Below are 25,464 nucleotides of genomic sequence, written 5' to 3' on the forward strand. Positions count from 1 at the left end.
TTACTCTCGAGTGATGCGGATAGCCATCGTGGTGTTGGGCGTGATCGTCACGTTGTTCGGCCTGCTGTGGGGATTGCAGGGTTTCGGCGTGTTGGGCGGTAGCCCTATGAGCAACACCACCACCTGGTCGGTGATCGGTCCGATCACCGCACTGGTGGGCGTTGGCATCGCCTTCGCGGGGTCGCGATGGCGCAAGCGCTAGCGATCCACTGACGGCGCTGCCAGCGCGTGGCGCGCGTAGGCCCGCACGTCGGCGTCGCCGTCGTCGAGCGCCGAGTTCAGCGCGTCCCTCGCCGCGTCGTCGGAGGGCGCCCACCGGGTCAGGCTGAGAACCGCCGCCTTGCGCACGTCGAGGTGCGGATCGTTGAGCGCGCGGGTCAGCGGCGCGACAGCCGCGGTGGTCCCGACACCGGCGAGGGCACGGACGGCGCCCTGGCGAACCTGCCACGCCGACTCCGCCAACGCCCGCTCCACGGTGGTCAGGTCCGCGTCGACGACACCGCCGGCACCGAGCGCGGCCAGTGCGGCGGCGCGCACCAGCGGATCCCTGTCGGCGATCAGGATGCGGATGGTCGGTGCACCCTCGCCGAGGGTGCCGAGGGCGTTGGCAACGGCGATGCGGACGCCGCGGTCGTCGTCGTGCTGAGCGGCGCTCACGCCTTCCGCATCGTCGACGGACACCAGCGCCCGCACGGCCTCGATACGGACCCGATGGTCCGGATCGTCCAGGCTTCTGCGGAAGTGCGCCGCGTCGCCGACCTTGCGTGAACTGAGCAGATAGACGGCGGCCGCACGCACCACCGGGTCGGCGGCGGTCAGGAACGTTCGGGCGGCGGCCGGGTCGGGGAGCACCTCGACGAGTTCGCGCACCCCGTCGGCCGCCGCGGCGCGAACGCCTGGATCGCCGTCGCCGAGCGCTGCCAGCAGTGCTGGGCCGTACTCGTCAGGCAGATGCTCGGTGAGGACGTCGACGGCGGTGCGCCGTACACCGGCGTCCGGATCGGTCAGGAACTCCGAAAGATCCTCGACGGTAGGGGATTCCAGGGCGAGTACCGCAGCGATGCGCGGCGACGGTGGCTGCGCTGCGGCGCCGTCGCGGACCCGGGACACCTCTGATGCGGGTGCCTGACCGCCGACGAGCGGTGGCTGGTGGACGTGGATGGGTTCGGTTTCCCCACTTGGCAAGTCGTCGAGACCGGGGACGGGCACGAAGTACGGCGCGACGGGTCGTTTGAGGAACTGCATCGCTCCGTCGTCGCTCTTGCGGAGGTTGAGGTGGTAGCGCCAGTTCTCGTCGTCGCGTTCGGGGAGGTCGGAACGGTCGTGGTAGAGCCCCCAGCGGGATTCCGTGCGGGTCAGCGACGACCGCGCTGCCATCTCGGCGCAGTCGCGGATGAACGACACCTCGACGGCACGCAGGAGTTCGTGCGGCGTCGAGGCGCCGATGCCGGCGATCTCCTCGCGCATGCGGTCGAAGGTCTGCACGGCGATGGACAGCTTCGCGGCGGTCTTCGGCGGGGCGACGTAGTCGTTGACGAACCGGCGCAGCTTGTATTCGACCTGCGTCTGGGGTGGGCCATCGGGGTGCCGCAACGGGCGGTAGATCAGTTCGTGCGCGGCGGCGATCTGGTCGGCAGGCAGGACGTCCGGCGCGCGGTCGTCAACGAATGTTGACGCCGCGTGGGCGCCTGCCAGTTCTCCATAGACGAAGGCACCGATCATGTAGTTGTGCGGAACGCAGGCGAGGTCGCCCGCCGCGTACAGGCCGGTAACGGTGGTGCGGGCGTGTTCGTCGACCCACACACCGGAGGCGGAATGACCACCGCACAACCCGATTTCGGAGATGTGCATCTCGATGTCATGGGTGCGGTAGTCGTGACCGCGGTTGGCGTGAAACGTGCCGCGGGTCGGTCGCTCGGTGGTGTGCAGGATGCCTTCGAGCGTGCTCAGCGTCTCGTCGGGCAGGTGGCTGACCTTGAGGTAGATGGGGCCGCGGGCTGACTCGATCTCCCGCTTCACCTCCGACATCATCTGGCCCGACCAGTAATCGGAGTCGACGAACCGTTCCCCGGCCGCGTTGACCTGGTAGCCGCCGAACGGATTGGCCACGTACGCGCACGCGGGGCCGTTGTAGTCCTTGATCAACGGGTTGATCTGGAAGCATTCGATGCCCGACAACTCCGCGCCTGCGTGATAGGCCATCGAGTAGCCGTCACCGGCGTTGGTCGGGTTCTCGTACGTGCCATACAGATAGCCCGACGCGGGCAGTCCGAGGCGGCCGCACGGGCCTGTGGCCAGGATGACGGCCTTGGCGCCGACGACGACGAACTCGCCGGTGCGGCTGTTGAGCGCGGCAGCCCCTACCGCTCTGCGCGTTGATTTCCCGTCGCTTCGCTCGCGGCCCAGGTTCTCCGTGAGCACACGCACTGGGACGAACCGGTTCTCGATGCGGATCTTCTCCCGCATGGACTTCTGGCGCAGCACCCGGTAGAGCGCCTTCTTGACGTCCTTGCCCTCGGGCATGGGCAGCACGTAGGAGCCGGAACGGTGCACGCGACGCACGGCATACTCGCCGTGCTCGTCCTTCTCGAACTTCACGCCGTAGCGCTCCAGCCGCTGCACCATGGCGAAACCGCGAGTTGCGGTCTGATAGATGGTGCGCTGGTTGACGATTCCGTCGTTGGCGCGGGTGATCTCGGCGACGTAGTCCTCGGGCTCGGCCTTGCCGGGAATGACGGCGTTGTTCACGCCGTCCATGCCCATGGCGAGCGCGCCGGAGTGCCGGACGTGGGCCTTCTCCAGCAGCAGTACCTGGGCGCCGTTCTCGGCCGCGGTCAGTGCGGCCATCGTCCCTGCGGTGCCGCCGCCGATCACCAGAACGTCGCAGTCGAGGCGGACTGCGTCATCGAGGTCGGGTATTTGCATCAACTGACGAGCTCCGAATGATCGAGGGCGGAAATGATTTCAGCGCGCAGCGCGGCGCGGGCGACGTTCGGTTCACGCGGGGACGGCACGTCGAGCAAGGCCCGCAGCGGCTGGCCTGCGCGACCGAGTACGGCGATGCGGTCGCCGATGAGCAGTGCCTCGTCGACGTCGTGGGTGACGAACACGACCGTGGTCGGGTGCGCGCGCCAGGTCTGGATGAGCAGTCGCTGCATGCTGGTGCGGGTCTGGGTGTCCAGTGCGCCGAATGGTTCGTCCATCATCACCGCGCGGGGTGCTCCGGCAAGCCCGCGGGCCAGCTGCACGCGCTGGCGCATTCCGCCGGACAGGCTCTTCGGGAGGTAGTCCTCGAACCCGGTGAGGCCGACGTCGGCGATCCAGCGCAGCGCGTCGGTGCGACGCCCCGCCCGGGGCCGGCCGGCCAGCTTCAGCGCGAGTTCGACGTTGGATCGGACGGTGCGCCACGGTAATAGCGCGTTGTCCTGGAACACCATGGCGCGGTCACGCGACGTGGTGACCACCGGTTCGCCGTCGGCCACGATGCGGCCGGAGTCGGGTCGCAGCAGGCCGGCCAGGGCGCGCAGCACGGTCGACTTTCCGCATCCCGACGGTCCTGTGAGCACCAGGATCTCGCCGGGGCGCACCGATAGGTCGAGCCCGTCGACCACCGGTGGTCCGCCGTAGCTGAGGACCAGGTCGTGCAGTTCCAGGGTCATGCCGGTGGCGCTCATCGTGTCTTCTCCTCGCCGCGTGGCAGCCAGCGGGTGACCCGGCGCCCGATCAGCTCGACGGCGGCGGAGGTGGCGAAGCCGAGCACGCCGATGGTGATGATGCCGACGAACACCTCGGGGTAGGCCAGCACGGTGTATGCCTGCCACGTCCGGTAGCCGACTCCAAGCCGGCCCGAGATCATCTCTGCGGAGATGACGCAGATCCAGGCAACGCCGATGCCGACCGACAGGCCACCGAACACTCCTGGCAGGATCCCGGGAAGCACGACCCGCACCAGCACGTCCCACCGGCTGCCGCCGAGCGTGCGCACCGAGTCCTCCCAGATGGTCGGCAGCGCCCGCACCGCATGCCGGGTGCTGACCATGATGGGGAAGTAGGCGGCCAGGAACGTGATGAACACGATGCCCGCCTCGTCGGTGGGGAAGAGCAGGATCGCCACGGGCACGATGGCGATCGCCGGGATGGGCCTTGCCAATTCGGTGAGCGGGCCGAAGACGTTGGCGAACGCGTCCGAGCGGCCGAGCAGGATTCCGGTGAGCACCCCGGCCACGGCGGCGATGCCGAATCCGGTGAGGATGCGGATCAGCGACTGTCCGAGGTCGAGCCAGTAGTCTTCTGCGCCAAACCGGTGGCCGAAGGCCGTGACGATCTCGGTCACCGTCGGCAGGGTGTCGAACCGCAGCCAGAACCGAACGTGGTTGGCGGTCAACACCTGCCACAGCCCGATCGCGGCAACCACCGACGCAATCCGCACCAGCCAGGCGAGCCAGGGCCTGCGGCGTGGTGCCGGTGTGACGGCCGGTGCCACGGGCCGCGCGGCGACCATGGGTTCGGCGGCGAGGACCGCGGGCTGGGTCGTCACACCGCACCCGCAAGGGCCTGCTGGTAGTCCACGACCGCCGAGCCGGGATGCGACCCGGTGTAGCGCTCGGCACCGGCCGGAGTTCCGAACGGCAGATAGGTCTGGCCGCCCTGCACTGGTGAGTGGACCCAGATCGACTTGTCGGCGAACCATCGGGTGCCGAACTCGGTGTCTGGGATGTAGGCGCCACGCACCTTCTGGCCCTTGGCAACTGCGTCGCGGACGGCCCGCAGCAGGCAACCGGGGTTGGCGGCGGGCTGGGTGGTGTCCTGGCCGTCGATCCAGAGCTCGCCTGCCAGCTTGGGGTCCGTCAGCGGGACGTTGCAGACGGGGTCCTGGCCGCGTAGCGACGACGGGTTCACGGTGGACCTCAGTGCAGCGTCGTAGTTCTGGCCCCGGTCGGTGAACGCCTTGCGAAGGGGCACGTCGGAGACGAAGCCGTTGATGTCGAGGTCGGCGAAGTCTCCGATCGACTTCAGGTAGGGCACATCGCCTTTGAGCGCGTCGACGAGGGACGGCTTGAGGGTGGTGTCGAAGGACGTGCCGCCTGGGCCGTTGTAGAGGTAGACGACCTCTTGGGGAAGACCGCTGCCGTCGGCGACGATCTTCGCCGACTCCAGCGGGTTGCCGTTGAGGAATTCCGTGGCGTCGAGTTGTGCCTGCAGGAAGGCGTCGAGGACCTCGGGGTGCTGGTTGGCGTAGTCGCGGCGGGCTACGACGCCGTGGAAGGTGGGGTAGTTGCCTTCCGCGCCGTCGTAGAGCAGCTTGGCCTTGTTCTGGAAGACGAGGAGGCCCGGCCACGCGACGAACTGCGAGAGTGCCTGCGCCTGACCGGATTCCAGCGCTGATGCACCAACCTGCGGCTGTTGGTTGAGCACCTCGACACCGGTGGCCGGGTCGATGCCTGCGTTGTCGAGCGCTCGGACGAGGGTGCCGTGCCCTGCGGACCCCACGCTCGCGGAGACCTTCTCGCCCTTGAGGTCGGAAACGGTACGGGCCGTCGAGTTCGGCGGAACGACGACCATGTTGAGCGCACCGGTCGGGCTGTATCCGGTGACCGAAACCAGCTCGGTACGGGCGCGCTCGTTACCTTGGGTCTTGGAGCCGTTGATCAGCAATGGGTAGTCACCCATCGACCCGATGTCGATCTTCTCGGCGACCATCTGCGCGGTGATCGGAGCGCCGGTGTCGTAGTCCTGCCACTGCACCGAGTACGTGGTGTTGGTGCGCTTGGTGATGTCGGCCAGCCGCTTCTCCAGGAAACCCTTGGCCTTCAACAGAGTTCCGGCAGTGACGGTGTTGATGGTCTTGGACTGGTAGCCGATGACGACGTTGACGGTGTCGGCGGACCGAGACGTGGAGTCGAGTGAGCAAGAGGCGAGCGAGCCGACGGTGGCAGCGGCAACGAGGGTGGCGAGGATGCGTTTCACGAGTGGTCCTTCAGCGCAGGAGATAGGGCATGTTGACGGTGACGGCGCCCGTGGGGCAGCGCGCTGCGCACGGCCCGCAGTACCAACACTCGTCGACGTGCATGAAGGCCTTGCCGTTCTCCGGATTGATCGCCAGCGAGTCCAGTGGGCAGATCTCCACGCACAGCGTGCAGCCCTCGATGCACAACGACTCGTCGATGGTGACCGGTACGTCGACCCGTTGGTTGACCAGCGTCATGAAGTTCCCCTAAGCAGGTTGCCGCGCAGCGTGATTCGGTCGCCGCGCATCCGGATGTACTCGAGATCGACGGGTCTTCCGTCGTCGAGGTGTGTAAGTCGTTCCAGCAACAGCACCGCGGCGCCGTCGGGAGCCTGCAGGAGGGCCGCCGTGTGCGCGTCCGCCGCCACTGCCTCGACGGCAAGGGCAGCGGTGCCGAGGCGGTGGCCCGTCGCCTCTTCGATGAGCGCGAAGATGTCGTTGGTCTCCAACGAACTCTCCAGGACGGCAGCGCCGATGTCGGGTGCCAGGTAGGTCATGTCGAGGCTCACCGGCAGGTCACCGAGGAACCGGAGTCGCTCGACGAAGATGACGTCATCGCCGGGGTCGAGCTGCAGTCGGTTGGCGACCGCAGGGGGAGCGGCAACCGGCATGGCGGCGCGCACGACGTTGCGGATCTCGCCATATCCCTTGAAAGTCGCCTTCAGTCCGACGAGCGCGTCGAGGTCGTGGTCGTACTTGCGGATGGCGACGTGCGTGCCGACCTTGGGTCCGCGGCCGATGAGGCCCTCGGTCTTCAGGGCGGCGAGAGCTTCGCGGACCGTGTTGCGCGACACGAAGAACTCGGAAGCGAGCTCGCCTTCCGTGGGCAGTCCGTCGGGATAGCCGCCGGCGTGGATCTGATGACGCAATACGTCGGCGACCAGCCGAGCTTGATCGGCGCGCGGACGGCGGATGGGCGTCGGCTCCATTTGAGTCACGTCACTCCTCGTCGACGACGGTCTGAACGGACTGCTAGATCGCCTGTCGAATGGGCTGTCCGAATGGGCTTCAATCACGCTAAGGCCGTCGTCTGACCCCATCTGGCGGCCGCGTTCACGTGGGGACGCCCGGTCTGGCAATGCGCCGGATGCCGCTCCGAGTGGACCTGCCCGAATCCTCGCGAATCCGGGTATTGCGCCACCTGCGGCGGGGCAGCCCGATTTGCAATCCCGGTGAGTCGAAGTATGTGAGGGGGCTCACACCCCGCCGCAACGCATTGATGCCGTGTGCACAGAGTGCACACGGCATCGGGTTCGTGCTTGTACGGCGCTCAGCGCCGTCGAACGGTTGGGACGGTCAGATCACGTCGGTGGGGGCGTCCGGCGCCGGGACGGGCAGGAGCTCGGGTGCGGGGGCTGGGATGTCCTCCGGGGCTGCCGGGGGGAGCACCAGGCCAGGCTCGGGGGCTCCAGGAGCGGCCTCGGGCGCAGGCTCCACGAATCCCACGTTCACGACGTCCGCCGGCGGCGGAGGCGGTGCGAACGGGTCGATTGGCGGGGGCGGCGGTGCGAAGGGGTCGATGGGAGCGTCGGCAGGAAGCTCGTCGATCCCCTCGGGCGGCACCGGGAGGTACATGTGATGGGTGAACTGACGTTGGAAGGCGCCACCACCGCCGACCCTGACACCGCCGCCGCTTTCGCCGCTTGACACCGGGGTGCCGTCGGGCAGCGTCACTGCCGTGTGGCCGCCGTTCCAGCCGATCACCAGCGCACCGGGGGCGGTGCCGTACTTGAAGCCTCGAGCAAGCAGGGCTGATTCCTCGTTGCCCGTATGGAACCTGTCGCCGTACACGGGCCTACCAGTGGCCGCATTGGCCACCCAGGACGCGAGGCCGGAGCAGTCCGTCCCGTGTGGCGAGTCGCCACCCGTTACGTACGGCGTGCCCGAGACCTGGTTGACGAGTGTCATCAGCGTTGCGGTCGCTATTCCGATCATGCGGTCGGACACTAGCAACGGGATTTGCTCGTCGCCAAAATTTGTGGCGGCGATCACGTTTCGTGAAACCCATGGACTAGTCAACAAGAAACGTTGAGCGAGTGACGTTCTCGAGTAGAAGGTAGTGGCAGTTCGCGCAGCGTTGCTGCGCCAGAGCCGCTTTCACGAGGCGAACTGTGAAATGTGTTGAAACGCCTGTTCATGCACGGTTTCTGGATGAGTACCGCGAAGCCCCACATACCTCGTGAATCGGAGATCTATGCAGTTCACGGGCCGTTGCTCAAACCGCACCTCGTGGACGTATTGGCACGTCTTCTGAATCGGTTAAGTCGGTCCGCGGAGATTTCACGAAGCTCATCTAAGTGATTGCGCGCCTGCATGTCCTGAAAAGGGGATGCGGACACTGGTATCGGTGTTGCCCCTCGATCGGCGAAAGGCCCTGCGCCGGTTCAATTGAACCCCGGGAAGCGGGTGATGCGATGTCGGGAACGAGTCGACGTCACACAACGCCCATATTCTGTTTGATACCAACGTTTTTCGAGCACGATTCGGCAAATGAATCCCTGATCGCGAAAAGTGCTCAACGGCAATGCCTTCCGTATCGACACGACCAAACGACACGGCGTTGGCACTTCAATAACTGAAAGTCGTTGCCCCATCACAGTGACAACAAGGCCGCGGTCAGTCTCACCACAGGGCTGGAGGATGCCGAGCGTGTCTCCCAGTCGAATTCGAGATGGCTGAGCCAGCAGCAGGAGAGCAGCAGTGGACTGGCGTCAGCGGTACACGCCCATGCCGCCGTCGACGTGGATGGTCTGGCCGGTGAGGTATTCGGCTTCGTCACTGACGAGGAACGCCACGACGGACCCGATGTCTTCGGCGGTCCTGCCGACCCGCCGCAGCGGCACCGATTTCAGTGCCTGCTCGAAGTCCTTCGGTGCGATCTCCCGCCAGAACTGGATGCCTTCCGAGTCGGCGAACGGGCACACCACGTTGACCCTGATGTTGTCGCGTCCCCACTCGAGCGCGGCGGCCTTCGACATGCCGCGCACCGCTTCCTTGGCGGCGGCATAGGCACCGAAGCGCGCTTGCCCACCCGTGCCAGAACCGGATCCGAGGTTGACGATCACGCCACCGCCTGCGGCAGACATCGTCGGATGCACGGCTTGCATGAGGAAGAACGTGGCGCGCGGGGCGGTGTCGAACACCAGCTCGTAGTCGTCGAGGGTGATGTCGACGAACCGTTTCGGCTCATTGGTGGCGACCGCGTTGTTGATCAGGGCGTCGATCCGGCCGAACGCCGTCAGCGCGGCGTCGACGATCCTGCGCGGGCTCAACGGATCCCGCAGGTCGGCCCGAAGGGATTCGAAGGTGAAGCCCGCTTCGGTGAACTCGGCCGACGTGGCCGCCAGCTTCTCGTCCTTGACGTCGACCAGAAGCACCGTCGCGCCCCGACCGAGCAACGCCCGCGAAATGCCCTTGCCGACACCCTGAGCGGCACCCGTCACGATCGCGGTGCGTCCCGCCAGCGACTGCGGGTGGGAGAAGCCGGTGCTCACGCGTCACCACCGGGAATGCCCCTGTGCAGTTCGGCTGGGTTGCGCGCGCCGTCGGGGAACTGCACGAACTCGATCACCGTGCCGTCGGGATCGGTGACGAAGAACATCCGTACACCCTCGACTTCGAAGGGGTTCTGCGCACGGTCGCCCACCGCGTCCCTGATCGTCGCGTGAGCATGATCGAGGTCCGGTACGGAGAACGAAATCACCTGCAGACCAACGGGTTTGTACGCTGCCGGCGAATCGTCGGCGCGTTGCCCTGGCAGGCGCAGCAACTCGATGCTGGTACCGCCGACGAGGCCACCGATCGCGCGGCCAGAGAACGGCTCACCCGCGAGTTCCTGGTCGAAGACGACGTCCATGCCGAGCACGTCGCGGTAGAAGGCGAGCGCACGGTCCATGTCGCTGACCGCGATGACCACGTGCGAGAACTGCGTGTCGAGGCCGGCATCGGCCTTCCCGTCCGGCATGCCGTCAAACTACCGCTACATTCGGCTGGTGAACCGCGGAACCAGTTGGTGGATCGCCAGTGCGGAGCGCACCATCACCGACGTCGTCCCCGCCCCGCCCGATGAAGTCAGGGCGTTCTACGTCGACCTCGACAACATCAAGGTGGTCCACCCGCTGGTGGTCTCGGTGCAGTCCACCGCGCGGACGCAGACGGCGGACGGCTACACCCAGACCTACCGCGTCCGCGACCGCATTCCGCTAGGGCCACTCGCGTTGGGCATCGCCTATACGGCGCGTCTGGACGTGCCACTGCACGGCGACGTGCTGACCGAGGCGCGGCAGTTTCCTCGTGTCGAACTCGACGGCGTCGTGTCGTTCGAGGAGGAGGGCAACGGCACCCGCGTCACGGAGCGCCTGGTGATCCGGGCCCCTCGTCCGCTGGCGGCGACGACGGTACGTCAGGCCGTCGCCGCGCACGTCGAGATGCTGGCGGGCATCCGCAGGCACTTCGCCTGAGCCGTCACGCTTCTGGGCCGACCGCGATCTCCTTGGCCCAGCGGTAATCGGCCTTCCCCGCGGGGGACCGCTGCACCTTTGCCGTGCGGATGAACGCCTTGGGAATCTTGTAGCGTGCGATGGACTTCTGGCACACGTCGGCGAGTTCCTCGTCGGTGGCGGATCCGCCCTCGGCAAGTTGCACGATCGCCACGACCTCACTGCCCCAACGCTCGGATGGCCTGCCGACGACCACCACGTCGTAGACATCCGGGTGGGCGGCGATGGCGCGTTCGACCTCCTCGGCGAAGATCTTCTCGCCTCCGGAGTTGATCGTCACCGAGTCGCGGCCAAGCAATTGGATGCGGCCGTCGTCGAGAACATTGGCCCTGTCGCCTGGCACCGACCACCGCACCCCGTCGATCGTGGGGAACGTACGCGCGGACTTCGCCTCGTCGCCGAGATACCCGAGGGGGATGAGGTCGCGGCGGGCCAACCAGCCCTGACCCTCGCCGGGCGAGAGCACCCGGTCCAGGTCTGCGGAGATCACGGCGGTATCGGACTGCGGGGTGAATGTCGCGGCCTGCGTTTCGGTGCCTGCGGTGCTGTAGGTGCTCATCTGGGCGCCGGACTCGGATGCGCCGACCGCGTCGAGCAACATCACGTGCGGAAGTGCGGTGAGGATGCGTTCCCGCACCGTCGGCGACAGCGGGGCGCCACCGTTGGTGATGGTCACCAACCCGGACAGGTCGTAGTCACCCGTCTCGATCTCGTCGAGCAGCGGTCGGGCGATCGCATCACCGACCACCGGGATGCCCATCACCCGCTCGCGCTCGGCAAGTCGCAGTACCGCTGCGGGGCGCATGCGCTCCACGTCGTCGGGAATGACCAGGCGCCCGCCCATCGTCACGGTGTTGTAGGCGGCCCACTGGGCGGCACCGTGCATGAACGGCGGGATCACCATGATTGCGAACGCCCCTGCCGACGCGCGGGCCTTGTCGGCGAGTTCGACGTAGGAGGCCATGGCTTGGTCGCTGCCGAATGGCCGTCCTCCCATCGACGATACGAAGATGTCGTGCTGGCGCCACAGCACGCCCTTGGGCATCCCCGTGGTGCCGCCGGTGTACAGGACGTAGAGATCGTCGCCCGACGTCGACGGCATGCCGTCCGGCGGGGCAGGGGTGGCGAGGATCGTCTCGTAGTCGACTGCGCCGGGCAGCAACTCGTTACCGGATCCGTCAGCGACCTGAATCAGTACTTCGAGGGCGGGCAGCCGGTCGCGGATCGCGGCCACCCGCGATGCGAACTCCGCCGGATAGACCAGTGCCCGGGCCTTCGAGTCGGTGAGCAGGTAGACCAGCTCTTCCGCGACGTAGCGGTAGCTGGCGTTGAACGGGGCCACCCGCGTGCGGTAGCTGCCGATCATCGCCTCGAGGTACTCGTTGCCGTTGCGCAGGTAGATGGCGAGGTGATCCTGACCCGATTCATGCCCTGCGAGCGAGTCGCGCTCGGTGTGGCAGCCGAGTCCGACCGACGCCAGGTAGTGCGCGAACCCGTCCACTCGGGCGTCGACGTCGGCGTAGCTAAGGTGCCGGTCGCGCCAGGTCAGGAACGTCTGGTCGGGAATCGCCCGCGCGACGGTGCCGAACACATCGGACAAGTTGAAGGACACGTCACTCATGACAACGCTCACAATCGATGACCATACATCCCATCGCTAACTGTATGGTCGGCGGATTCGTGGTCAATTGGCGTGTGCTCAGCCGGGGAAGAAGCCGGCCCCCGTCAGCGTGCCCGGCTGCCAACCCTGCGCTCCGAGGCACACCATCGGGCGGCCGTCGGGCGCCTGTGCCGCCGACTTCGGGCCGGGGCACGGGGCGCCGATGTCCTGCTGGCCGAAGAGGGGGTAGGACGACACCCAGAATCCGGTGTAGATCGGCGGCCACTGATTCGGAATCCAATGGCAGGCCAAGGCCTCGCCGCCGGGGCCACGGCCGAAGGTGAACAGCTGATAGTTGTCGCACGGCGCGCTCAGTGAGGCGTCGTAGTTCATGCCGGGTACATCGGTCGAGTAGCGGCCCGGATGATCGGGATAGTGGTTGTCCGGATCGGCGACGGCCGACGGCGCCACGCCGACGGCGGCGGCCGCAGCGATGCCGGCCGTAGCTACCAAGAGTTTGCGAATCATGTCGGTGAGCCCTCCCTCGGCGTTGTGGCGAAGCCTAATGGGTGGGACGTGGCCGGCGAGCGGTTTCTCGGCCGGCTACTCGGGTGAGTCGAGCACGCTCACCGCGATGCCGTAGGGCAGGAACCGCACCTTGCGGGTGGGGTCGGTGTTGGTCTTGTTGGCGCGCAACGCGTCGAGTTCGCTGGGGTAGACCTCTTCGATGTGAGCACCGCCCTCGGCGTCCACGCTGTAGATCGCCCAGACGCCGTCACCCGTCTCACCGGCGGTCTCGGGTTCCGACTTGGGCCGCGACTGTCGCGTGATCTGATCCAGCAGGGTGGCCCAGCCTGCGCCCTTGCCGAGGCGGTCGAGTGCGTCGCGGAGGCCGTCGCCGGCCTCCCGGAACACGCGGTCGAAATCCTCGGGGTCGATGCCGAACGGTCCGTTCTGGCTCATCGCCGCCTCCTTGAAGATGGATCGTGACGCGGGCTCGCGGTCTTCCACCAGTGTGCGCGTCGTCGGCAATGTTCGCCACGGTGCCCACCGGGGCGGGCCTCTGGTAGACGATGAGGTCATGCCCGATCATCAGCCCGCAGGCACGGCACCCACCCGCGCCGAGTTGTTGGCCACCGTCGAGAGATCGCCCGCGGCCCTGCGCACACACGACCGGCGCGCCTGGGTCGACCTCTTCACTCCTGGTGGGCGGGTCGACGATCCGGTCGGTTCCGCGCCGCACCATGGCCGCGACGAGATCGAACGCTTCTACGACACGTTCATCGCACCTCGCGACATCACGATCCACCGCGACGGCGACTTCGTGGTCGGGCGCACGGTCGTGCGCGATGTCGAGCTCGAGGCGGCGATGGCGGATTCGCTGGTGATGAGGATTCCTGCCTACCTGCGGTACGACGTCGAAGAAGTCGACGGCGAGCTGAGAATTGCCCGGCTGCAAGCACACTGGGAGCTGCCCGCGATGGTGATGCAATTCGCCAAGGGTGGCCTGGCCGCAGTGCCGGCTGGCTTGTCGTTGTCCCGCGGGCTGCTGGTCAACCAGGGTGTCGGGGGAACGCTGGGCTTTCTGTCGGGGTTCAGGGGAGTCGGGGCGCGCGGCAAGCGCCACCTGTCCGGATTCCTCGACGACGCCTGCGCGGGCGACGAGGTGGCCGTCCGGCGTCGAATGTCCGATCAGGTGCACATCACGCTCGGCGACGACGAGCGGATCGCCACGTCCGACCTGGTGAGCCGGTTGGCGGGTGGCCGCCCACACAAGCTGATCGCCGCAGGCAACACGGTGGCGGTACGGATCGAATCGAGCGGACAGCGCCAGGTGGTCATCGCCGAGATGCGGCCCAAAACGCTCGCGACGGTCAGGATGCGATTGTTCGGGCCAGGATCTCAGCGCGACTGATTTCGGCGGCGTTGCAATGTCCGGTGGTACGGACGTGAGACGGTTACCCCACCATGTCTGAGCACGAAACCCTGTCTGAGTACAAAACGATGACCTACGAGGAATTCGGCCGCCAATTCTTCGAGATCGCCGTCACCGAACAACGCGTCGGCGACGCGATCGCGACCATCGCCGGCGACGAGTTCGAGATGGGCCCGATGGGTCAGGGGCCTGGCGGGATCGCCAAGGTCACCGCCAGGGTGAAGATCCAGACACCGACGGTCACCCGCCATGTCGGTGAGCAGATCACCTTCTCGATCCGCATCCCGCTCGAGATCGACATGGTCATCGACCTGCGCATCGACAAGCCCCGGTTCATGGTGTTCGGAGAGATCGCACTTGGGGCGACGGCGGTGGCTGCCGAACCGTTGCTGCTCATCCTCGACGTACACAAACCGCGGCCGTCGGACATCGCGATCCACGTCACGTCGACATCGCTACGGGCCGAACTGTTGCGCATCGTCGGCGGGGTCGACGCGGAGATCAAGCGCTTCATCTCTGCTCACGTGTCGCGCGAGATCGACAGCCCGGGGTCGCGAAAGGCCAAGATCATCGACATCGGTGGGCAGATCGCGTCGGTGTGGCAAGGACCGTAATTGGGCTCCCAGGATTCGGCCGATCGCAGGATTCGGCCGTACGCTCTACCAATGGCCCGTAGAACGACGAAGACCACACGCCTCGCCGCCCTAGTGGTCGGCGCGTTTGCCATGGCCGTGCCGTTGGCGGCGCAGGCACAGGCCGACCCGTCCGACGATGCGTTCATCGATTCATTGAGCAGTGCCGGACTCGGCGCCACCAACCCTGCCGACGCCGTCGCGCTTGGTCAATCGGTATGCCCGATGCTCGCGCAGCCAGGACAGACCGCGGCGGACGCCGCAGCCCAGGTCGCCAACGTCGCGGGCATGTCACTCGGCCCGGCCACCATGTTCACCGGGCTGGCCATCACGGCGTTCTGTCCGGGCGCGGTCACCGCGATCGGCAACGGGGAATCGCCGATACCGCCCGGGCTATTCGGCTTCTGAGCCGACCGACCAGCCACGTACGCTCTCGAGACCCTGCAGGCCGTCAAGGACGGGCCGTTTAGGGACTCGACCGGTACCGCCGGAGAGCCCCCTGAAATGGCGCCACATCCACGGCATCAATAGGTTTTGCGCCCACAAGGCCTGCGAGTAGAAGCGCGACCGGAAACCCGGAAGCACCACGTCGGGTCGCGCGTGAGCCCAGTCGTGATTGCTCCCTGGAAGGCCGAGTGCCTCGGCGGCCGCGGCGGCGAACAATGCGTGCCCCCTTGGTGATCCGTGCACGCGGTCGGTGCTCCAGGTGTCGGGGTCGGTCATCGACGGGGCGCCGTAGAGGTCGACGAGCCGGAAGGCGTGCCGGGCGGCCGCGGTCCGGATCACGTGGTTGATCTCGACCACCCGGCCTGCGATGAGTCTTCCCACCGGGAGGATGCGGGCCAGGTCGGGGAACGTCGTCGTGACGATGGTCGCGCCCGATTCGGCGAGCCTGTCGTGCAGGTAGTCCAGGTCGGCCAGCGCGCGGTCGAACGAACGCCCGGGCCGGGTGACGTCGTTCATGCCGATGCAGGTGGTGATCAGGTCCGGCTCCATGGCCAGCGCCGCGGGCAGCTGGTCGTCGAGGACGTCGCGGATGCGTCTGCTCCGCACCGCGAGGTTGGCGTAGGCGACACCGGGCTGCAGCGTGTCAAGCATGACCGCCAGCCGATCGGCGAAGCCGTACACCCCGTTGGTGTCGTCACCGTCCCACAGGCCCTCGGTCTGGCTGTCGCCGATTGCGACGTAGCGGGAGTAGCCGCCCCAGAATTCACCATCACCCACGACCGAGACTTTAATCGCGCCGCGTCGGGATGCCCGCAGGGTGCGGCGTGCGCGGCACCGCGTGTCACCCGCGTGTTGGCCAGATCGGGCTGAGCGGACGCCCGACGACGCTGAGCTGACCGATGAGGTCCTCCAACCGGGCGCGGGGCACGTCCATGTGCCATTGCGGCAACGTCCCCGTGAGTTTCACGACGCCGGGGGCCAGATCGACGTCGGTGAGCTGGAGCCCACGGGGCAACTCGGGCAGCTGGACGCGGTAGCCGGGAGTGTTCTGCGGCAGCGCCCACCTGCGGCGCCGCACGATCGCGCGTGGTGTGATCCACAGCGTCGACCCGTCGATGTGCGTTTCGACCTCGACGTGACCGCTGCCCTTGCGACGGGCCAGGCTGATCCGGGCGATGCCGTCGGGTCCGATCTCGCCCGATAGCCGCGGCGCGGCCCACCGGAACAGCTCGTCGAGCACCGGCGCCGGCAGTTCAAGGGTGAGCTCGACCGGCGCGGCTACCAGAACCGGGGGCACGGACGCGCGGACGTGCACGTTCTGCAGCATCGCGCTGGCCATGTCGAAGTGGTGGCCGTTCCAGCGCAGGTCCCTGGCTTCGAGGCGGACGTCGTTGAGCTGACCGACCGCGAGGCCGCGCAAGTCGAGCCGCGAGTCGAACTCGGTGATCGTCAGGACCAGGTCGCCGTCGGCCAACCTGACGGCAAGCCGCCTGCCGACGATCAGTCGGCGCAGGGTGAGGAAGAGCGTGCGATAGGCGGCCGCTGCGCCGGAGTTCACCACGGCCGCCGTCGACCAGAACGCGGCCAGCACGTCCAGCGGGCGGAGGGGATCCCAGCGGCGCGGCGGTCCAGGACGCGTCATGACACCAGCATCCTCTTCGTCGGACGTGGGTTGGTCAGTCGGGAGCGGTGAATGCGTTCAGCAGCGATCGCATCGACCGCGCCACCGCGTGGCGCGTCTCGACCGGGTCCGCGGAATTCGCGATCAGCATGGCGCCGCGGGTGAGCGCCCCGAGGAGCAGGCTGGTGGTGGTGTCCGGATCGTCTATCTGGGTTGCGCCGGCTTCGGCGACGGACACCAGGGCATGCATGATCGCGGCGTGGGCGTACTGCTCGTCGAGTTCGGTGAACCGGGCGAGCCCGAGCACCGCTGGGCCGTCCAGGACCAGGATTCGCTGAATGTCGGGTTGCAGGATTCCGTCGAGGAAGGCGTCGACGCCGCGGGCGAGGTCATCGCGTTTCTTCGCGGGACCGTCGTCTGCCGTGCTCTGCGCGGCCGTGGTCGCCGCCATCAACAGGTCGATGTGCGCCTGCGTGAAGACCGCCTCGAAAAGGGCTGTCTTGGTGGGGAAGTGGTGATAGAGGGCGCCCGTGGTTACCCGCGCTTCGCGAGCGAGATCCTCGACGGAGGTGGATCGGAAGCCGTTCTCGCCGAAGAGGCGGCGCCCGGCGGCGAGCAGCGCGGCGCGGGTCTGGGCGACCTGCACGGCACGCAGCGATGCCGGCTGCTCGGGTTCCGGTTCACGCATCTCGTACTCCTCCGGGGCGAGCGAAGCGACGGGAAATGTCTCGTTGGCGACCCGCTCACCCTATTGACATAGTAACAAAATGTGAAATAGTAGCTCTATCTACACAGGCGAGTACCAGGGGAGCGCGCTCATGACATCTGCCGCCGTCGATACCGCGGGACCTGCCGAGAGCGCACGACGCGACCACGATCAATGCCTGGACGCCTTTCGCGACGCCGTCGGGCGCACCACACAACTCTGGCGAGGCCTCGAGGATCCGAACGTCCCGACCTCTCGGGTCGATTGGACCGCCGCCGAGATCGCCGCACACATGGTCGGCGGCATTCGGGATTTCACCCAGTCGCTCACCCGGTACGCCAACGGCTATATGACGCATGCCAATCCGCCGATGGAGTCACCGTGGAAGCTGGGCGCTAAGGTGAACGCCCGCCATCTCGAAGAGATTCCGGAGCGGGATCCGAATCGCCTGGCCGACATGTTGGAGGACGCCGCACTTGCCTACGTCGCGGTCGCCTCGTCCGCTGATCTGGCGGCCGTCATCGCGACGCCGAACGGCATGGTGATCGCCCCGTCGACGATGACCTCCCTGCTACTTGGGGAGCAGGTCGTGCACGGGCTCGACGTCGCGCGGTCTGCAGGCGTGCCCTGGACCATCACCGATGGCGACGCACACTTGGTGATTCCCGGCGTGCTGAACATCGCGCCCGAGTACCTGCGACCGTCGCGTGCGGTGGGTACGCGGGTGAGCTACGAACTCCGAATGCGCGGTGGCCGTCGTTTCCGCCTCGCCGTCGCCGACGGCGCGGCCACCGTGACCGCCGCGGGCGAGCGAGCCGACTGCGTCATCACCGCTGACCCCGTCACGTTCCTGTTGCTGGGTTATGGCCGAATCACGCAGTGGCCGCAGATCTTTCGCGGGAGACTGCGCGCAGGTGGCCGCAAGCCCTGGCTGGCGTTGCGGTTCGGCTCGCTGCTGGTGACCCCTTGAGCTGAACCCTCGTATCAAGCCGTCGAGGCGTGACGCACTAGCTCAGCGGCGCTGCGCTCGCGTAGCGCGGGGGTGCGGGCGTCGGGCAGGCCGAGCACCCGCATGCAGGCGTCCGCGACGTGCATCGGCAGCCCCGTCCTGTCGTCGTCGCGGCGATCGGCCCACATGTTGACCAGCGACTCGACGAGCCGGAAAGGTAGCTCGGCGGCGACCTCGTCGACCCCGGTCTCGGTGACGATGGCCCGGCTCAGTGCGAGGTAGTGCAGGCGGAGCTGTTCGCGATCGGACCAGAACGGCTCCAGCCGTGCCCCGCGCAGCTCGGGCTGCAGGTAGAGCGCACCAAGGTTCCAGCGGCCGTTGAGCAATTGGTGCCCATCGAACGCGGCCAAGGCGTGAAGATGTCCTGCCGCGCTCAGCGGCGGGTCTGCGGCCGCCAGGCTCGGTATGAATGACAAAGTCGGAGTGACGGTTTGGCTAAGCAGGGCGCAGAGGATGTCGTCCTTCGTGCTGAAGTAGTGGTAGAGCGATGCCTGCCTGATGCCGACGGCTTCAGCGATGGTCCTCGTCGACGTGCCGGTGTAGCCGGTCGTCGTGAACAGCTCACCGGCGGCGTCGAGGATCTCGTCGCGTGCGGTGGTGCCGGGCCGTCGTTGTGACCTCAGGCGAGGCCGGCCCGCACGAGTGACGGTCATCGACCCATAGTTGCCCACACCGGCCCCGAAGTGGAGTTCCTCCCTTATCTGTCACACGATAGAAACCCACGATACGTATCGGTTACCTGTGCACGATTTTGGTTACGCCAGCGATACCCATAACCACCGGGGAGTGTGAAAACTGTCAAGTGACAGGCGAGTGGTCCGCAGGCGCGCCACCTCCAGACGTCATCTAGCGACGTCCGAGAAGTAGAGGAGGGCTGAATGGGGATTGCGACTTCTGAGGTCGATGCGCACAGGTCTGCAGCCGTGCCCACGGTGGCGGACCCCGTCGCCAGCGTCGGCGACCTGCACGTCACGTTCCGCCGCAACGGCCGCAACGTGCACGCCCTTCGTGGTGTGTCACTGACCATCGCGCCCGGTGAGATCCTCGGCCTGGTCGGAGAATCCGGTTCTGGCAAGAGCGTTCTCGGCTTCACCATGCTCGGGCTGCTGTCCGACCATGCGCGGACGGCAGGAACGGTGAGCGTCGCCGGCGCCGACATGATCGAGGGATCGCCCAAGGCCCTCCGCAAGGTGCGCCGACTGGATCTTGGCGCGGTCTTCCAGGATCCGATGACCTCGCTGAACCCCACGATGCGCATCGGCAAGCAGGTAGCCGAAGCGGCAGGCAGCGACGAAGAAGCGCTGCGTCTGCTGACCGCGGTCGGAATCCCCGAGCCGAAGCGGCGGATGCGGGCCTTCCCGCACGAACTGTCCGGCGGTCTGCGCCAGCGCGTCATGATCGCGATCGCGATCGCGGGTGACCCCGAACTGATCGTCGCCGACGAACCGACCACCGCACTCGACGTGACCGTTCAGGCGCAAGTGCTGCGCCTGCTGCAGAGCCTGCGCGACGAGATCGGGTGCGGCATCGTGTTCATCACACACGATCTCGGTGTCGCAGCGCAGATCTCCGACCGCATCGCGGTGCTCTACGCGGGCCGCATCGCCGAGATCGGACCGACCCGCGACGTGCTCGAGCGGCCGGCCCACCCCTACACCCACGGGCTGCTGCGCTCCCGCCTCACCCTCGACACCGCGAGGGATCAGCGACTGGCCGCGCTGGCAGGCTCGGTGCCAAGCGCGGTGACCCCGCTACCCGGTTGCGCATTCGCCCCGAGATGCGTCCTCGAGACCTCCGCCTGCTCCACCGTCCCGCCGAACCCGGTGGCCGTGGCCGACGGCCGGGTCAGCGCATGCATTTTGCCGTTCGACGACGTCGTCGACGCTCTGGGTAGTGCAGCCACCAACGCCTCGGAGACCTTCGACGGGTCAGGGCCCGACGACACCGTCCCACCGTCGGTCGTGGCTCGCGACATCACCAAGACCTTCATCGTCAAACGACGGATCCTCGACCGCTCCGGCGACAACGGTGGGAAACTGCATGCCCTGCGTGGCATTTCACTCACCGTCGGGCACGGCGAATCGGTGGCATTGGTCGGGGAGAGCGGCTCGGGCAAATCGACGCTATTGCGTGTCATCGCCGGTCTTGAGAAGCAGACCTCGGGCGATGTCGAACTTGCCTCCGGCGATGTCGAACTCGCGGGCGGGCATCGACCTCAGATGGTGTTCCAGGACGCAGGCGCGTCGTTGACCCCGTGGCTGTCGGTGGGCGAGCTGATCTCCGAGCGGTTGCGGAGCACCAAGATGTCACGCGCACAGCGCAACGACGCGGTCGCCGAGGTGCTCGACCGCGTCGGCTTGCCGCTCGAGATCGCAAAGTCGCGCGCAGGCCAACTCTCCGGCGGTCAGCGGCAACGAGTCTCGTTGGCCCGCGCGACCGTAGTGCCACCGTCGGTGTTGCTGTGCGACGAGCCCACCAGCGCACTCGACGTGTCGCTCGCCGCATCGGTGCTCAACCTGATCGGCGATCTCCGCCGCACGCTGGACATGTCGGTCCTCTTCGTCACCCACGACCTGTCCGTAGCCCGCGTGGTCGCCGACCGGATCGCAGTGATGTACCTGGGCCGGATCGTCGAAATCGGTCCCGCCGACGACGTCATCAACCGGCCCACCCACCCGTACACGCAGGCACTCGTCGACTCGATACCCGATATCGGCCGCGAATCACGGGTGTTGGCAGGCGAACCCGCCAGCCCGCTGTCGCCTCCTACCGGTTGCGCGTTCCATCCCCGATGCCCGATCGCGGTCGACACCTGCAATGACGCGCAACTCGACGTCCGGCTGGAGGGCATCCCAGGGAGCCCGCACCAGGTGGCCTGCATCGAAAGGAAGGCGAGCTGACATGGCGATAGCGGTCACCGGTGGCACGTGGATGCGCGGCCAAGACCGGCTCTCGCTGCTGAAATCACCGTCGTCTCTGGTCAACTGGGCGGCCGTCGGCCTGGTGCCCCTGGTCACCGTCGTCGCGGTCGCGATCCCGTTGATCTCGCCACACGATCCGCTGGTACCGGTTGGCATGCCACTGCAGGCACCCGGCAAGGACGGATTCCTGCTCGGCAGCGACAGTGTCGGGCGCGACATCCTGTCCCGTCTGCTCTACGGGGTGCAGTCGAGTTGGTTCGCGGCACTGGCGGTCGTGGCCATCGGGCTGATCCTCGGAGGGCTCGTCGGACTCATCGCAGGCGCGACGGGCGGATGGGTCGACTCGATGCTGATGCGGATCACCGACGGGTTCCTGTCGCTACCGGCACCCGTGCTGGCGATCGCGGTGGTCGCCGCACTCGGCCCTGGCTTCGTCCACACGCTTGTCGCAGTGTCGATCGTCTGGTGGCCGTTCTACGCGCGGCTGGTACGCGGTGAGGTGGCGCGGCTGGCCGCGCGCCCGCACATCGAGGCGGCGAAACTGGCTGGAGTCGGCAGGATTCGGCTCGCGACACGCCATCTTCTGCCTGGCGCCGTGCCCAACGCACTGATCGCCGCCAGCCTCGACATCGGCACTCTGATCCTGACGTTGGCCGCGCTGTCATTCCTCGGCCTCGGTCAATCAGCGCCTGCACCCGAACTCGGCGCCGACAGCGCCCGCAACCTGACGTACTTCCTTCAGCAGTGGTGGGTCCCCGTGATGCCCGGTCTTGCCGTGCTCGTGCTCGCTCTGATCGCCAACATCGCGGGCGACGGCCTACGCAACCTGATGAAGACGAGTTAGGAGGTCGGACATGAGAAATTTCATCCTGTCCCGACTGGGGGCCACGGCAGCGATCCTCGTCGCCTTGACGGCGGTGATGTTCGTGCTGCAGCACATTTCGCCGATGGATCCGGTGAAGGCTCAACTCGGTGCAAACGCGTCGGCGGATGCCGTCGCGGCCCGTCGGCATGCGCTCGGACTGGATCAGCCGATTTTCAATCAGTTCTGGCGCTACCTGACCTCCGCCGTGCAGGGCGACCTCGGCTCCTCGTTCCGCACCCGCCATCCGGTGAGCAGCGATCTGAGCGACTTCTTCCCGGCGACACTGGAATTGGCGTTGTACGGCATCGCGATAGCGCTGATCCTCGCGGCATTGCTGGCCTTCGGCATGACGCTGAAGTGGCGCGGGTCGGAGGTGCTGCGCGCCGTGCTGTTCACGGGCGCAGCGGCACCGATGTTCCTCCTCGGAATCGTCGGGCTGATCGTGTTCTACCAAAAATTGGGCTGGGTCCCGGCCAACGGCCGAATCAGCGTGCCCAACCCGCCCAGCGGGCCAACCGGGTTGCTGACGGTCGACGGGTTGCTTGCCGGGCGGATCGACGTCGTCACCGACGCGCTGCACCACCTGATCCTGCCCGCCATCGTGATCGCACTCGGCCCCGCGGTCGCGATCGGCCGCGTGCTGCGATCGAGCCTGTTGACCGATGCGGACAGCGACTACGCCAGAACCGCGAGGGCCAAGGGTCTTTCCGAAGGCCGAATCATGGTTGGCCACGTGTTGCGCAACTGCGTGGGCAGCGCAATGTCGATGACGGGTCTGCAGGTGGGCCTGATGTTCTCCGGTGTGCTGGTCGTCGAGCAGGTGTTCGGCTGGCCGGGCATCGGTCAGTACATCGCACAGAGCATTCCTGTCGCCGACTTTCCCGCCATTGCAGGCGTCACGCTGATGCTTGGCGTGCTCTACGTCGCCATCAATACCGCAGTCGATCTCCTGCAGGCAGCGGCAGATCCCCGAATCGCAGTCACAGGAGGTTAGGTGCCGACACAGCCACTCATCGTGGGCAATCCCGTACTCGTCGTCGTCGACATGCAGGAAGGCGGCGCAATGTCGGCCGAGGAAGCGGGAATTCCCGTGATGTCCGGTCACGCCGAACGCGTCCAGCGGGCGGAAAGGCTGCTCGCCGCGGCACGCTCCGCCGGGGTGCCCGTTGTCTTCTTCCAAGAGGTGCACCGCTCCAGTGGAGTGGACTTCGGCCGTGAACTGGACGGCACCGAGGGCGTGCATTGCGTCGAAGGCCAGCCCGGCACCGATCTGGAGCCGTCGCTACGGCCGCTGCCCGACGAGTTTCATATCGTCAAGCGGCGCTACTCGGGTTTCATCGGAACGGATTTCGAGATCGTCCTGCGGGGGCTGCGGGCGTCGACGCTGATCCTGGTCGGCGGCCTGACCGACGTGTGCGTGCACTACACCTTCGCCGACGCACACCAGCGCGACTTCTACGTCCGCGTGGTGACCGACTGTGTCGGCGGCTCGTCGCAGTACCTCCACGACGCAGCGCTCGCCGCCATGGAGTACCTGCAGACCGGCGCCATGCGCACCACCGAGGAGATCCTCGCCGCGTTCGAACAACTGGAGCGGACCGCCGGTCCCGTCCTCGAAGGAGCAGCACGATGAAGAACCGATTCAAAACCGGCCTCAAGTCCGTGGCCGTCGCCGGAGCCGTCGCGATGCTGACGTTGTCAGCCTGTAGTAGTTCGGATTCCGGTGGTGGCACGCCGAATGCGGCGCCGACGGACAAGGTGCTGCACCTGTCATTCCTGCAGGACCCGGGCCAACCGCCAGACCCCGACGTGTACTACGCCGGGCAGGGTCTGCTGCTGACCACAAACACCTACGAAGGTCTGCTGCAGTTCAAGGGGGGCCAGGACAAGGCCGAGTTCGAGCCACTGCTGGCCACCGAGTGGACCGTTTCGCCCGACAACAAGGTGTTCACGCTCAAGTTGCGCGAGGGCGTGAAGTTCCATGACGGAACACCGTTCAAGTCGGACGCGGTCAAGGCGTCCTTCGACCGTCGGCTGGCCGTCAACGGCGGGCCTGCATACATGGTCAAGGACATCGATTCGGTGACCACTCAAGGGGATTACGGTGTCACGATCACCCTGAAGTCTCCCAATTCGGAGTTCCTGGATTACCTCGCGTCACCGTATGGCCCGCGCATGATGAGCCCGACCGGGCTGCAGAAGAATGCCGGCTCGGATTTCGCCCAGAACTACCTCACCACTCACGATCTCGGCACCGGCCCGTACACGCTGACGGACGCGCAGGTCGGATCGCGCTACGCGATGGCGGTGTTCCCCGAGTACTGGGGTCCGAAGCCGTATTTCGAGAAGGTCGAGATGCCCGTCATCACCGACGCGTCCGCGATGCAATTGCAGTTCAACAACGGTCAGCTCGCCGCGATCCTGCATGACCTGCCGTCATCTGCGGTCGAGCAGTACCTGAACAACGACAAGTATTCGCACTACTCGTTGCCCACGATGATGGCAGCCTTCCTCTACACCAACCCGACCAAGGGCCTCATGAAGGACCAGGCCACCCGTACGGCGATCATGCAGGCCGTCGACGTCGACCAGCTGGTCAAGCAGACGTACTTCGGCCGCGGCAAGGTCGGCGCACAGATGTATCCGCCTTACACGCTCGATGCGGCGTACGGGAAGCAGACTCTGACACATGATCCGTCGGCGCTGACCAAGATCGCCGCCGGGCTGCCCGCCGATCAGAAATCGGTGACCATCGGCTTCGACACCAGCAACCCCGACGCTCAGTTGATCGGCAATCTCGTCCAAACTCAGCTCGCCGCAGCGGGGCTCACCGCGAAAGTGCAGGGGTACCCGACGTCGGAGATCTACGGCTGGATCGGGAACGCCTCGGCAGCACCGGAGCTCTACGCCGGCCTGGTGTGGCCGGATGCCCCCTCGCCGTACACGTGGGGCCACATCGCGTGGGACGCCGACGGCGGCATCAACTACCTGAGCTGCTCGTCGCCGCGGCTATCCGCATCGCTGGCAGCGGGGCTGCCGACCGGCGTGCCGCAGCCGTACGGGGATGCCGGTACGGAGGCACAAGCGACCGGGTGTTGGCTCAACGTCGCCGACATCGACGACTTCGTGGTCGCTCAGCCCTGGCTCAAGGGCGTTGAGAAGGCGCACGCGGTGTCGAACCCGAACTCGCTGCGGATCGCCGATCTGTCGGTCGGGTGACG

General features: G+C 66.8%; 27 protein-coding genes. 11 read left to right on the forward strand and 16 right to left on the reverse strand.

Features of this window, described 5'->3' with window-relative positions; all coding sequences use genetic code 11:
- Window positions 1–13: 13 nt before the first annotated feature.
- On the forward strand, window positions 14–202 hold the full coding sequence (locus HNP02_RS03770) for a hypothetical protein (RefSeq protein ID WP_184435235.1): 189 nt from the start codon (window positions 14–16) through the stop codon (window positions 200–202).
- Here HNP02_RS03770 and HNP02_RS03775 read toward each other — a convergent pair.
- The 9 genes from HNP02_RS03775 to HNP02_RS03815 all read right to left on the reverse strand — a co-directional run bounded on the left by HNP02_RS03775 (window position 199) and on the right by HNP02_RS03815 (window position 9,971).
- On the reverse strand, window positions 199–2,925 hold the full coding sequence (locus HNP02_RS03775) for a fumarate reductase/succinate dehydrogenase flavoprotein subunit (RefSeq protein WP_184435237.1): 2,727 nt from the start codon (window positions 2,923–2,925) through the stop codon (window positions 199–201). The two genes, HNP02_RS03770 and HNP02_RS03775, sit on opposite strands and share 4 nt — an antisense overlap.
- Window positions 2,925–3,659, reverse strand: coding sequence for an ABC transporter ATP-binding protein (locus tag HNP02_RS03780; protein WP_184436469.1), 735 nt, complete (start codon window positions 3,657–3,659; stop codon window positions 2,925–2,927). Before HNP02_RS03780 ends, HNP02_RS03775 begins: the two co-directional genes overlap by 1 nt.
- Window positions 3,660–3,670: 11 nt before the next feature.
- Window positions 3,671–4,501 carry an ABC transporter permease gene (locus HNP02_RS03785; RefSeq protein ID WP_184436471.1) on the reverse strand — a complete coding sequence of 277 codons (831 nt, stop codon included), beginning with the start codon at window positions 4,499–4,501 and terminating at the stop codon, window positions 3,671–3,673.
- A 32-nt stretch (window positions 4,502–4,533) separates the two neighbouring features.
- Window positions 4,534–5,967, reverse strand: coding sequence for an ABC transporter substrate-binding protein (locus tag HNP02_RS03790; RefSeq protein ID WP_184435239.1), 1,434 nt, complete (start codon window positions 5,965–5,967; stop codon window positions 4,534–4,536).
- A 10-nt stretch (window positions 5,968–5,977) separates the two neighbouring features.
- Window positions 5,978–6,205, reverse strand: a complete 228-nt coding sequence (locus HNP02_RS03795; RefSeq protein WP_029114105.1) for a ferredoxin family protein — start codon at window positions 6,203–6,205, stop codon at window positions 5,978–5,980.
- Window positions 6,202–6,945 carry a GntR family transcriptional regulator gene (locus tag HNP02_RS03800; RefSeq protein WP_184435241.1) on the reverse strand — a complete coding sequence of 248 codons (744 nt, stop codon included), beginning with the start codon at window positions 6,943–6,945 and terminating at the stop codon, window positions 6,202–6,204. Before HNP02_RS03800 ends, HNP02_RS03795 begins: the two co-directional genes overlap by 4 nt.
- Before the next feature lie 358 nt (window positions 6,946–7,303).
- Complete coding sequence (locus HNP02_RS03805) at window positions 7,304–7,942, reverse strand: peptidoglycan endopeptidase (protein ID WP_184435243.1); 639 nt, start codon at window positions 7,940–7,942, stop codon at window positions 7,304–7,306.
- Between the two features lie 776 nt (window positions 7,943–8,718).
- On the reverse strand, window positions 8,719–9,501 hold the full coding sequence (locus tag HNP02_RS03810; protein WP_184435245.1) for an SDR family NAD(P)-dependent oxidoreductase: 783 nt from the start codon (window positions 9,499–9,501) through the stop codon (window positions 8,719–8,721).
- Window positions 9,498–9,971, reverse strand: coding sequence for a VOC family protein (locus HNP02_RS03815; protein WP_184435248.1), 474 nt, complete (start codon window positions 9,969–9,971; stop codon window positions 9,498–9,500). Before HNP02_RS03815 ends, HNP02_RS03810 begins: the two co-directional genes overlap by 4 nt.
- Here HNP02_RS03815 and HNP02_RS03820 point away from each other — a divergent pair.
- Window positions 9,970–10,467 carry an SRPBCC family protein gene (locus HNP02_RS03820; RefSeq protein ID WP_184435250.1) on the forward strand — a complete coding sequence of 166 codons (498 nt, stop codon included), beginning with the start codon at window positions 9,970–9,972 and terminating at the stop codon, window positions 10,465–10,467. The genes HNP02_RS03815 and HNP02_RS03820 overlap by 2 nt on opposite strands.
- Before the next feature lie 4 nt (window positions 10,468–10,471).
- On the opposite strand, the gene HNP02_RS03825 is transcribed toward HNP02_RS03820, so the two are convergent.
- The 3 genes from HNP02_RS03825 to HNP02_RS03835 all read right to left on the reverse strand — a co-directional run bounded on the left by HNP02_RS03825 (window position 10,472) and on the right by HNP02_RS03835 (window position 13,069).
- A complete protein-coding gene (locus HNP02_RS03825) occupies window positions 10,472–12,127 on the reverse strand; it encodes an acyl-CoA synthetase (RefSeq protein ID WP_184435253.1) in 1,656 nt (551 codons plus the stop codon).
- Window positions 12,128–12,205: 78 nt separating this feature from the next.
- Complete coding sequence (locus HNP02_RS03830) at window positions 12,206–12,634, reverse strand: hypothetical protein (RefSeq protein WP_184435255.1); 429 nt, start codon at window positions 12,632–12,634, stop codon at window positions 12,206–12,208.
- Window positions 12,635–12,709: 75 nt separating this feature from the next.
- The gene (locus HNP02_RS03835; protein ID WP_184435258.1) at window positions 12,710–13,069 is read right to left on the reverse strand and encodes a hypothetical protein; all 360 of its coding nucleotides are present in this window, start codon (window positions 13,067–13,069) and stop codon (window positions 12,710–12,712) included.
- A gap of 118 nt (window positions 13,070–13,187) precedes the next feature.
- Here HNP02_RS03835 and HNP02_RS03840 point away from each other — a divergent pair, with 118 nt between their 5' ends.
- Genes HNP02_RS03840 through HNP02_RS03850 form a run of 3 tightly spaced genes read left to right on the forward strand, consistent with a single transcriptional unit; the run spans window position 13,188 to window position 15,082 of the window.
- Entirely contained in the window at window positions 13,188–14,021 is an 834-nt protein-coding gene (locus HNP02_RS03840; protein WP_184435261.1) for a nuclear transport factor 2 family protein, read from the forward strand.
- A 53-nt stretch (window positions 14,022–14,074) separates the two neighbouring features.
- The gene (locus HNP02_RS03845; RefSeq protein ID WP_255506194.1) at window positions 14,075–14,656 is read left to right on the forward strand and encodes a hypothetical protein; all 582 of its coding nucleotides are present in this window, start codon (window positions 14,075–14,077) and stop codon (window positions 14,654–14,656) included.
- Between the two features lie 51 nt (window positions 14,657–14,707).
- The gene (locus tag HNP02_RS03850; RefSeq protein ID WP_184435263.1) at window positions 14,708–15,082 is read left to right on the forward strand and encodes a DUF732 domain-containing protein; all 375 of its coding nucleotides are present in this window, start codon (window positions 14,708–14,710) and stop codon (window positions 15,080–15,082) included.
- Here HNP02_RS03850 and HNP02_RS03855 read toward each other — a convergent pair.
- From HNP02_RS03855 to HNP02_RS03865, 3 genes are all read right to left on the reverse strand, one after another.
- The gene (locus tag HNP02_RS03855; protein ID WP_184435265.1) at window positions 15,068–15,898 is read right to left on the reverse strand and encodes an SGNH/GDSL hydrolase family protein; all 831 of its coding nucleotides are present in this window, start codon (window positions 15,896–15,898) and stop codon (window positions 15,068–15,070) included. The two genes, HNP02_RS03850 and HNP02_RS03855, sit on opposite strands and share 15 nt — an antisense overlap.
- Window positions 15,899–15,962: 64 nt before the next feature.
- On the reverse strand, window positions 15,963–16,763 hold the full coding sequence (locus tag HNP02_RS03860; protein ID WP_184435268.1) for a hypothetical protein: 801 nt from the start codon (window positions 16,761–16,763) through the stop codon (window positions 15,963–15,965).
- 34 nt (window positions 16,764–16,797) lie between these two features.
- Window positions 16,798–17,430: a TetR/AcrR family transcriptional regulator gene (locus HNP02_RS03865; protein ID WP_184435270.1), complete on the reverse strand. Its 633-nt coding sequence runs from the start codon at window positions 17,428–17,430 to the stop codon at window positions 16,798–16,800.
- A gap of 130 nt (window positions 17,431–17,560) precedes the next feature.
- Here HNP02_RS03865 and HNP02_RS03870 point away from each other — a divergent pair, with 130 nt between their 5' ends.
- Window positions 17,561–18,418 (forward strand): maleylpyruvate isomerase N-terminal domain-containing protein, encoded by an 858-nt coding sequence (locus HNP02_RS03870; protein WP_184435274.1) that lies wholly within the window; start codon window positions 17,561–17,563, stop codon window positions 18,416–18,418.
- 14 nt (window positions 18,419–18,432) lie between these two features.
- On the opposite strand, the gene HNP02_RS03875 is transcribed toward HNP02_RS03870, so the two are convergent.
- Window positions 18,433–19,110 carry a TetR/AcrR family transcriptional regulator gene (locus HNP02_RS03875; RefSeq protein ID WP_184435277.1) on the reverse strand — a complete coding sequence of 226 codons (678 nt, stop codon included), beginning with the start codon at window positions 19,108–19,110 and terminating at the stop codon, window positions 18,433–18,435.
- A 225-nt stretch (window positions 19,111–19,335) separates the two neighbouring features.
- On the opposite strand from HNP02_RS03875, the gene HNP02_RS03880 reads away from it, so the two are divergent.
- The 5 genes from HNP02_RS03880 to HNP02_RS03900 are packed head-to-tail and all read left to right on the forward strand — an operon-like array spanning window position 19,336 to window position 25,462.
- Window positions 19,336–21,357 (forward strand): ABC transporter ATP-binding protein, encoded by a 2,022-nt coding sequence (locus tag HNP02_RS03880; RefSeq protein ID WP_184435279.1) that lies wholly within the window; start codon window positions 19,336–19,338, stop codon window positions 21,355–21,357.
- A gap of 1 nt (window position 21,358) precedes the next feature.
- Entirely contained in the window at window positions 21,359–22,222 is an 864-nt protein-coding gene (locus tag HNP02_RS03885; protein WP_184435281.1) for an ABC transporter permease, read from the forward strand.
- Between the two features lie 10 nt (window positions 22,223–22,232).
- Entirely contained in the window at window positions 22,233–23,237 is a 1,005-nt protein-coding gene (locus tag HNP02_RS03890; RefSeq protein ID WP_184435283.1) for an ABC transporter permease, read from the forward strand.
- Window positions 23,238–23,876, forward strand: a complete 639-nt coding sequence (locus tag HNP02_RS03895; RefSeq protein WP_184435285.1) for a cysteine hydrolase family protein — start codon at window positions 23,238–23,240, stop codon at window positions 23,874–23,876.
- Entirely contained in the window at window positions 23,873–25,462 is a 1,590-nt protein-coding gene (locus tag HNP02_RS03900; protein WP_184435287.1) for an ABC transporter substrate-binding protein, read from the forward strand. Before HNP02_RS03895 ends, HNP02_RS03900 begins: the two co-directional genes overlap by 4 nt.
- The last annotated feature ends 2 nt before the right edge of the window (window positions 25,463–25,464 follow it).

This window comes from Mycobacterium sp. AZCC_0083 (assembly GCF_014202335.1).
Lineage (GTDB): Bacteria > Actinomycetota > Actinomycetes > Mycobacteriales > Mycobacteriaceae > Mycobacterium.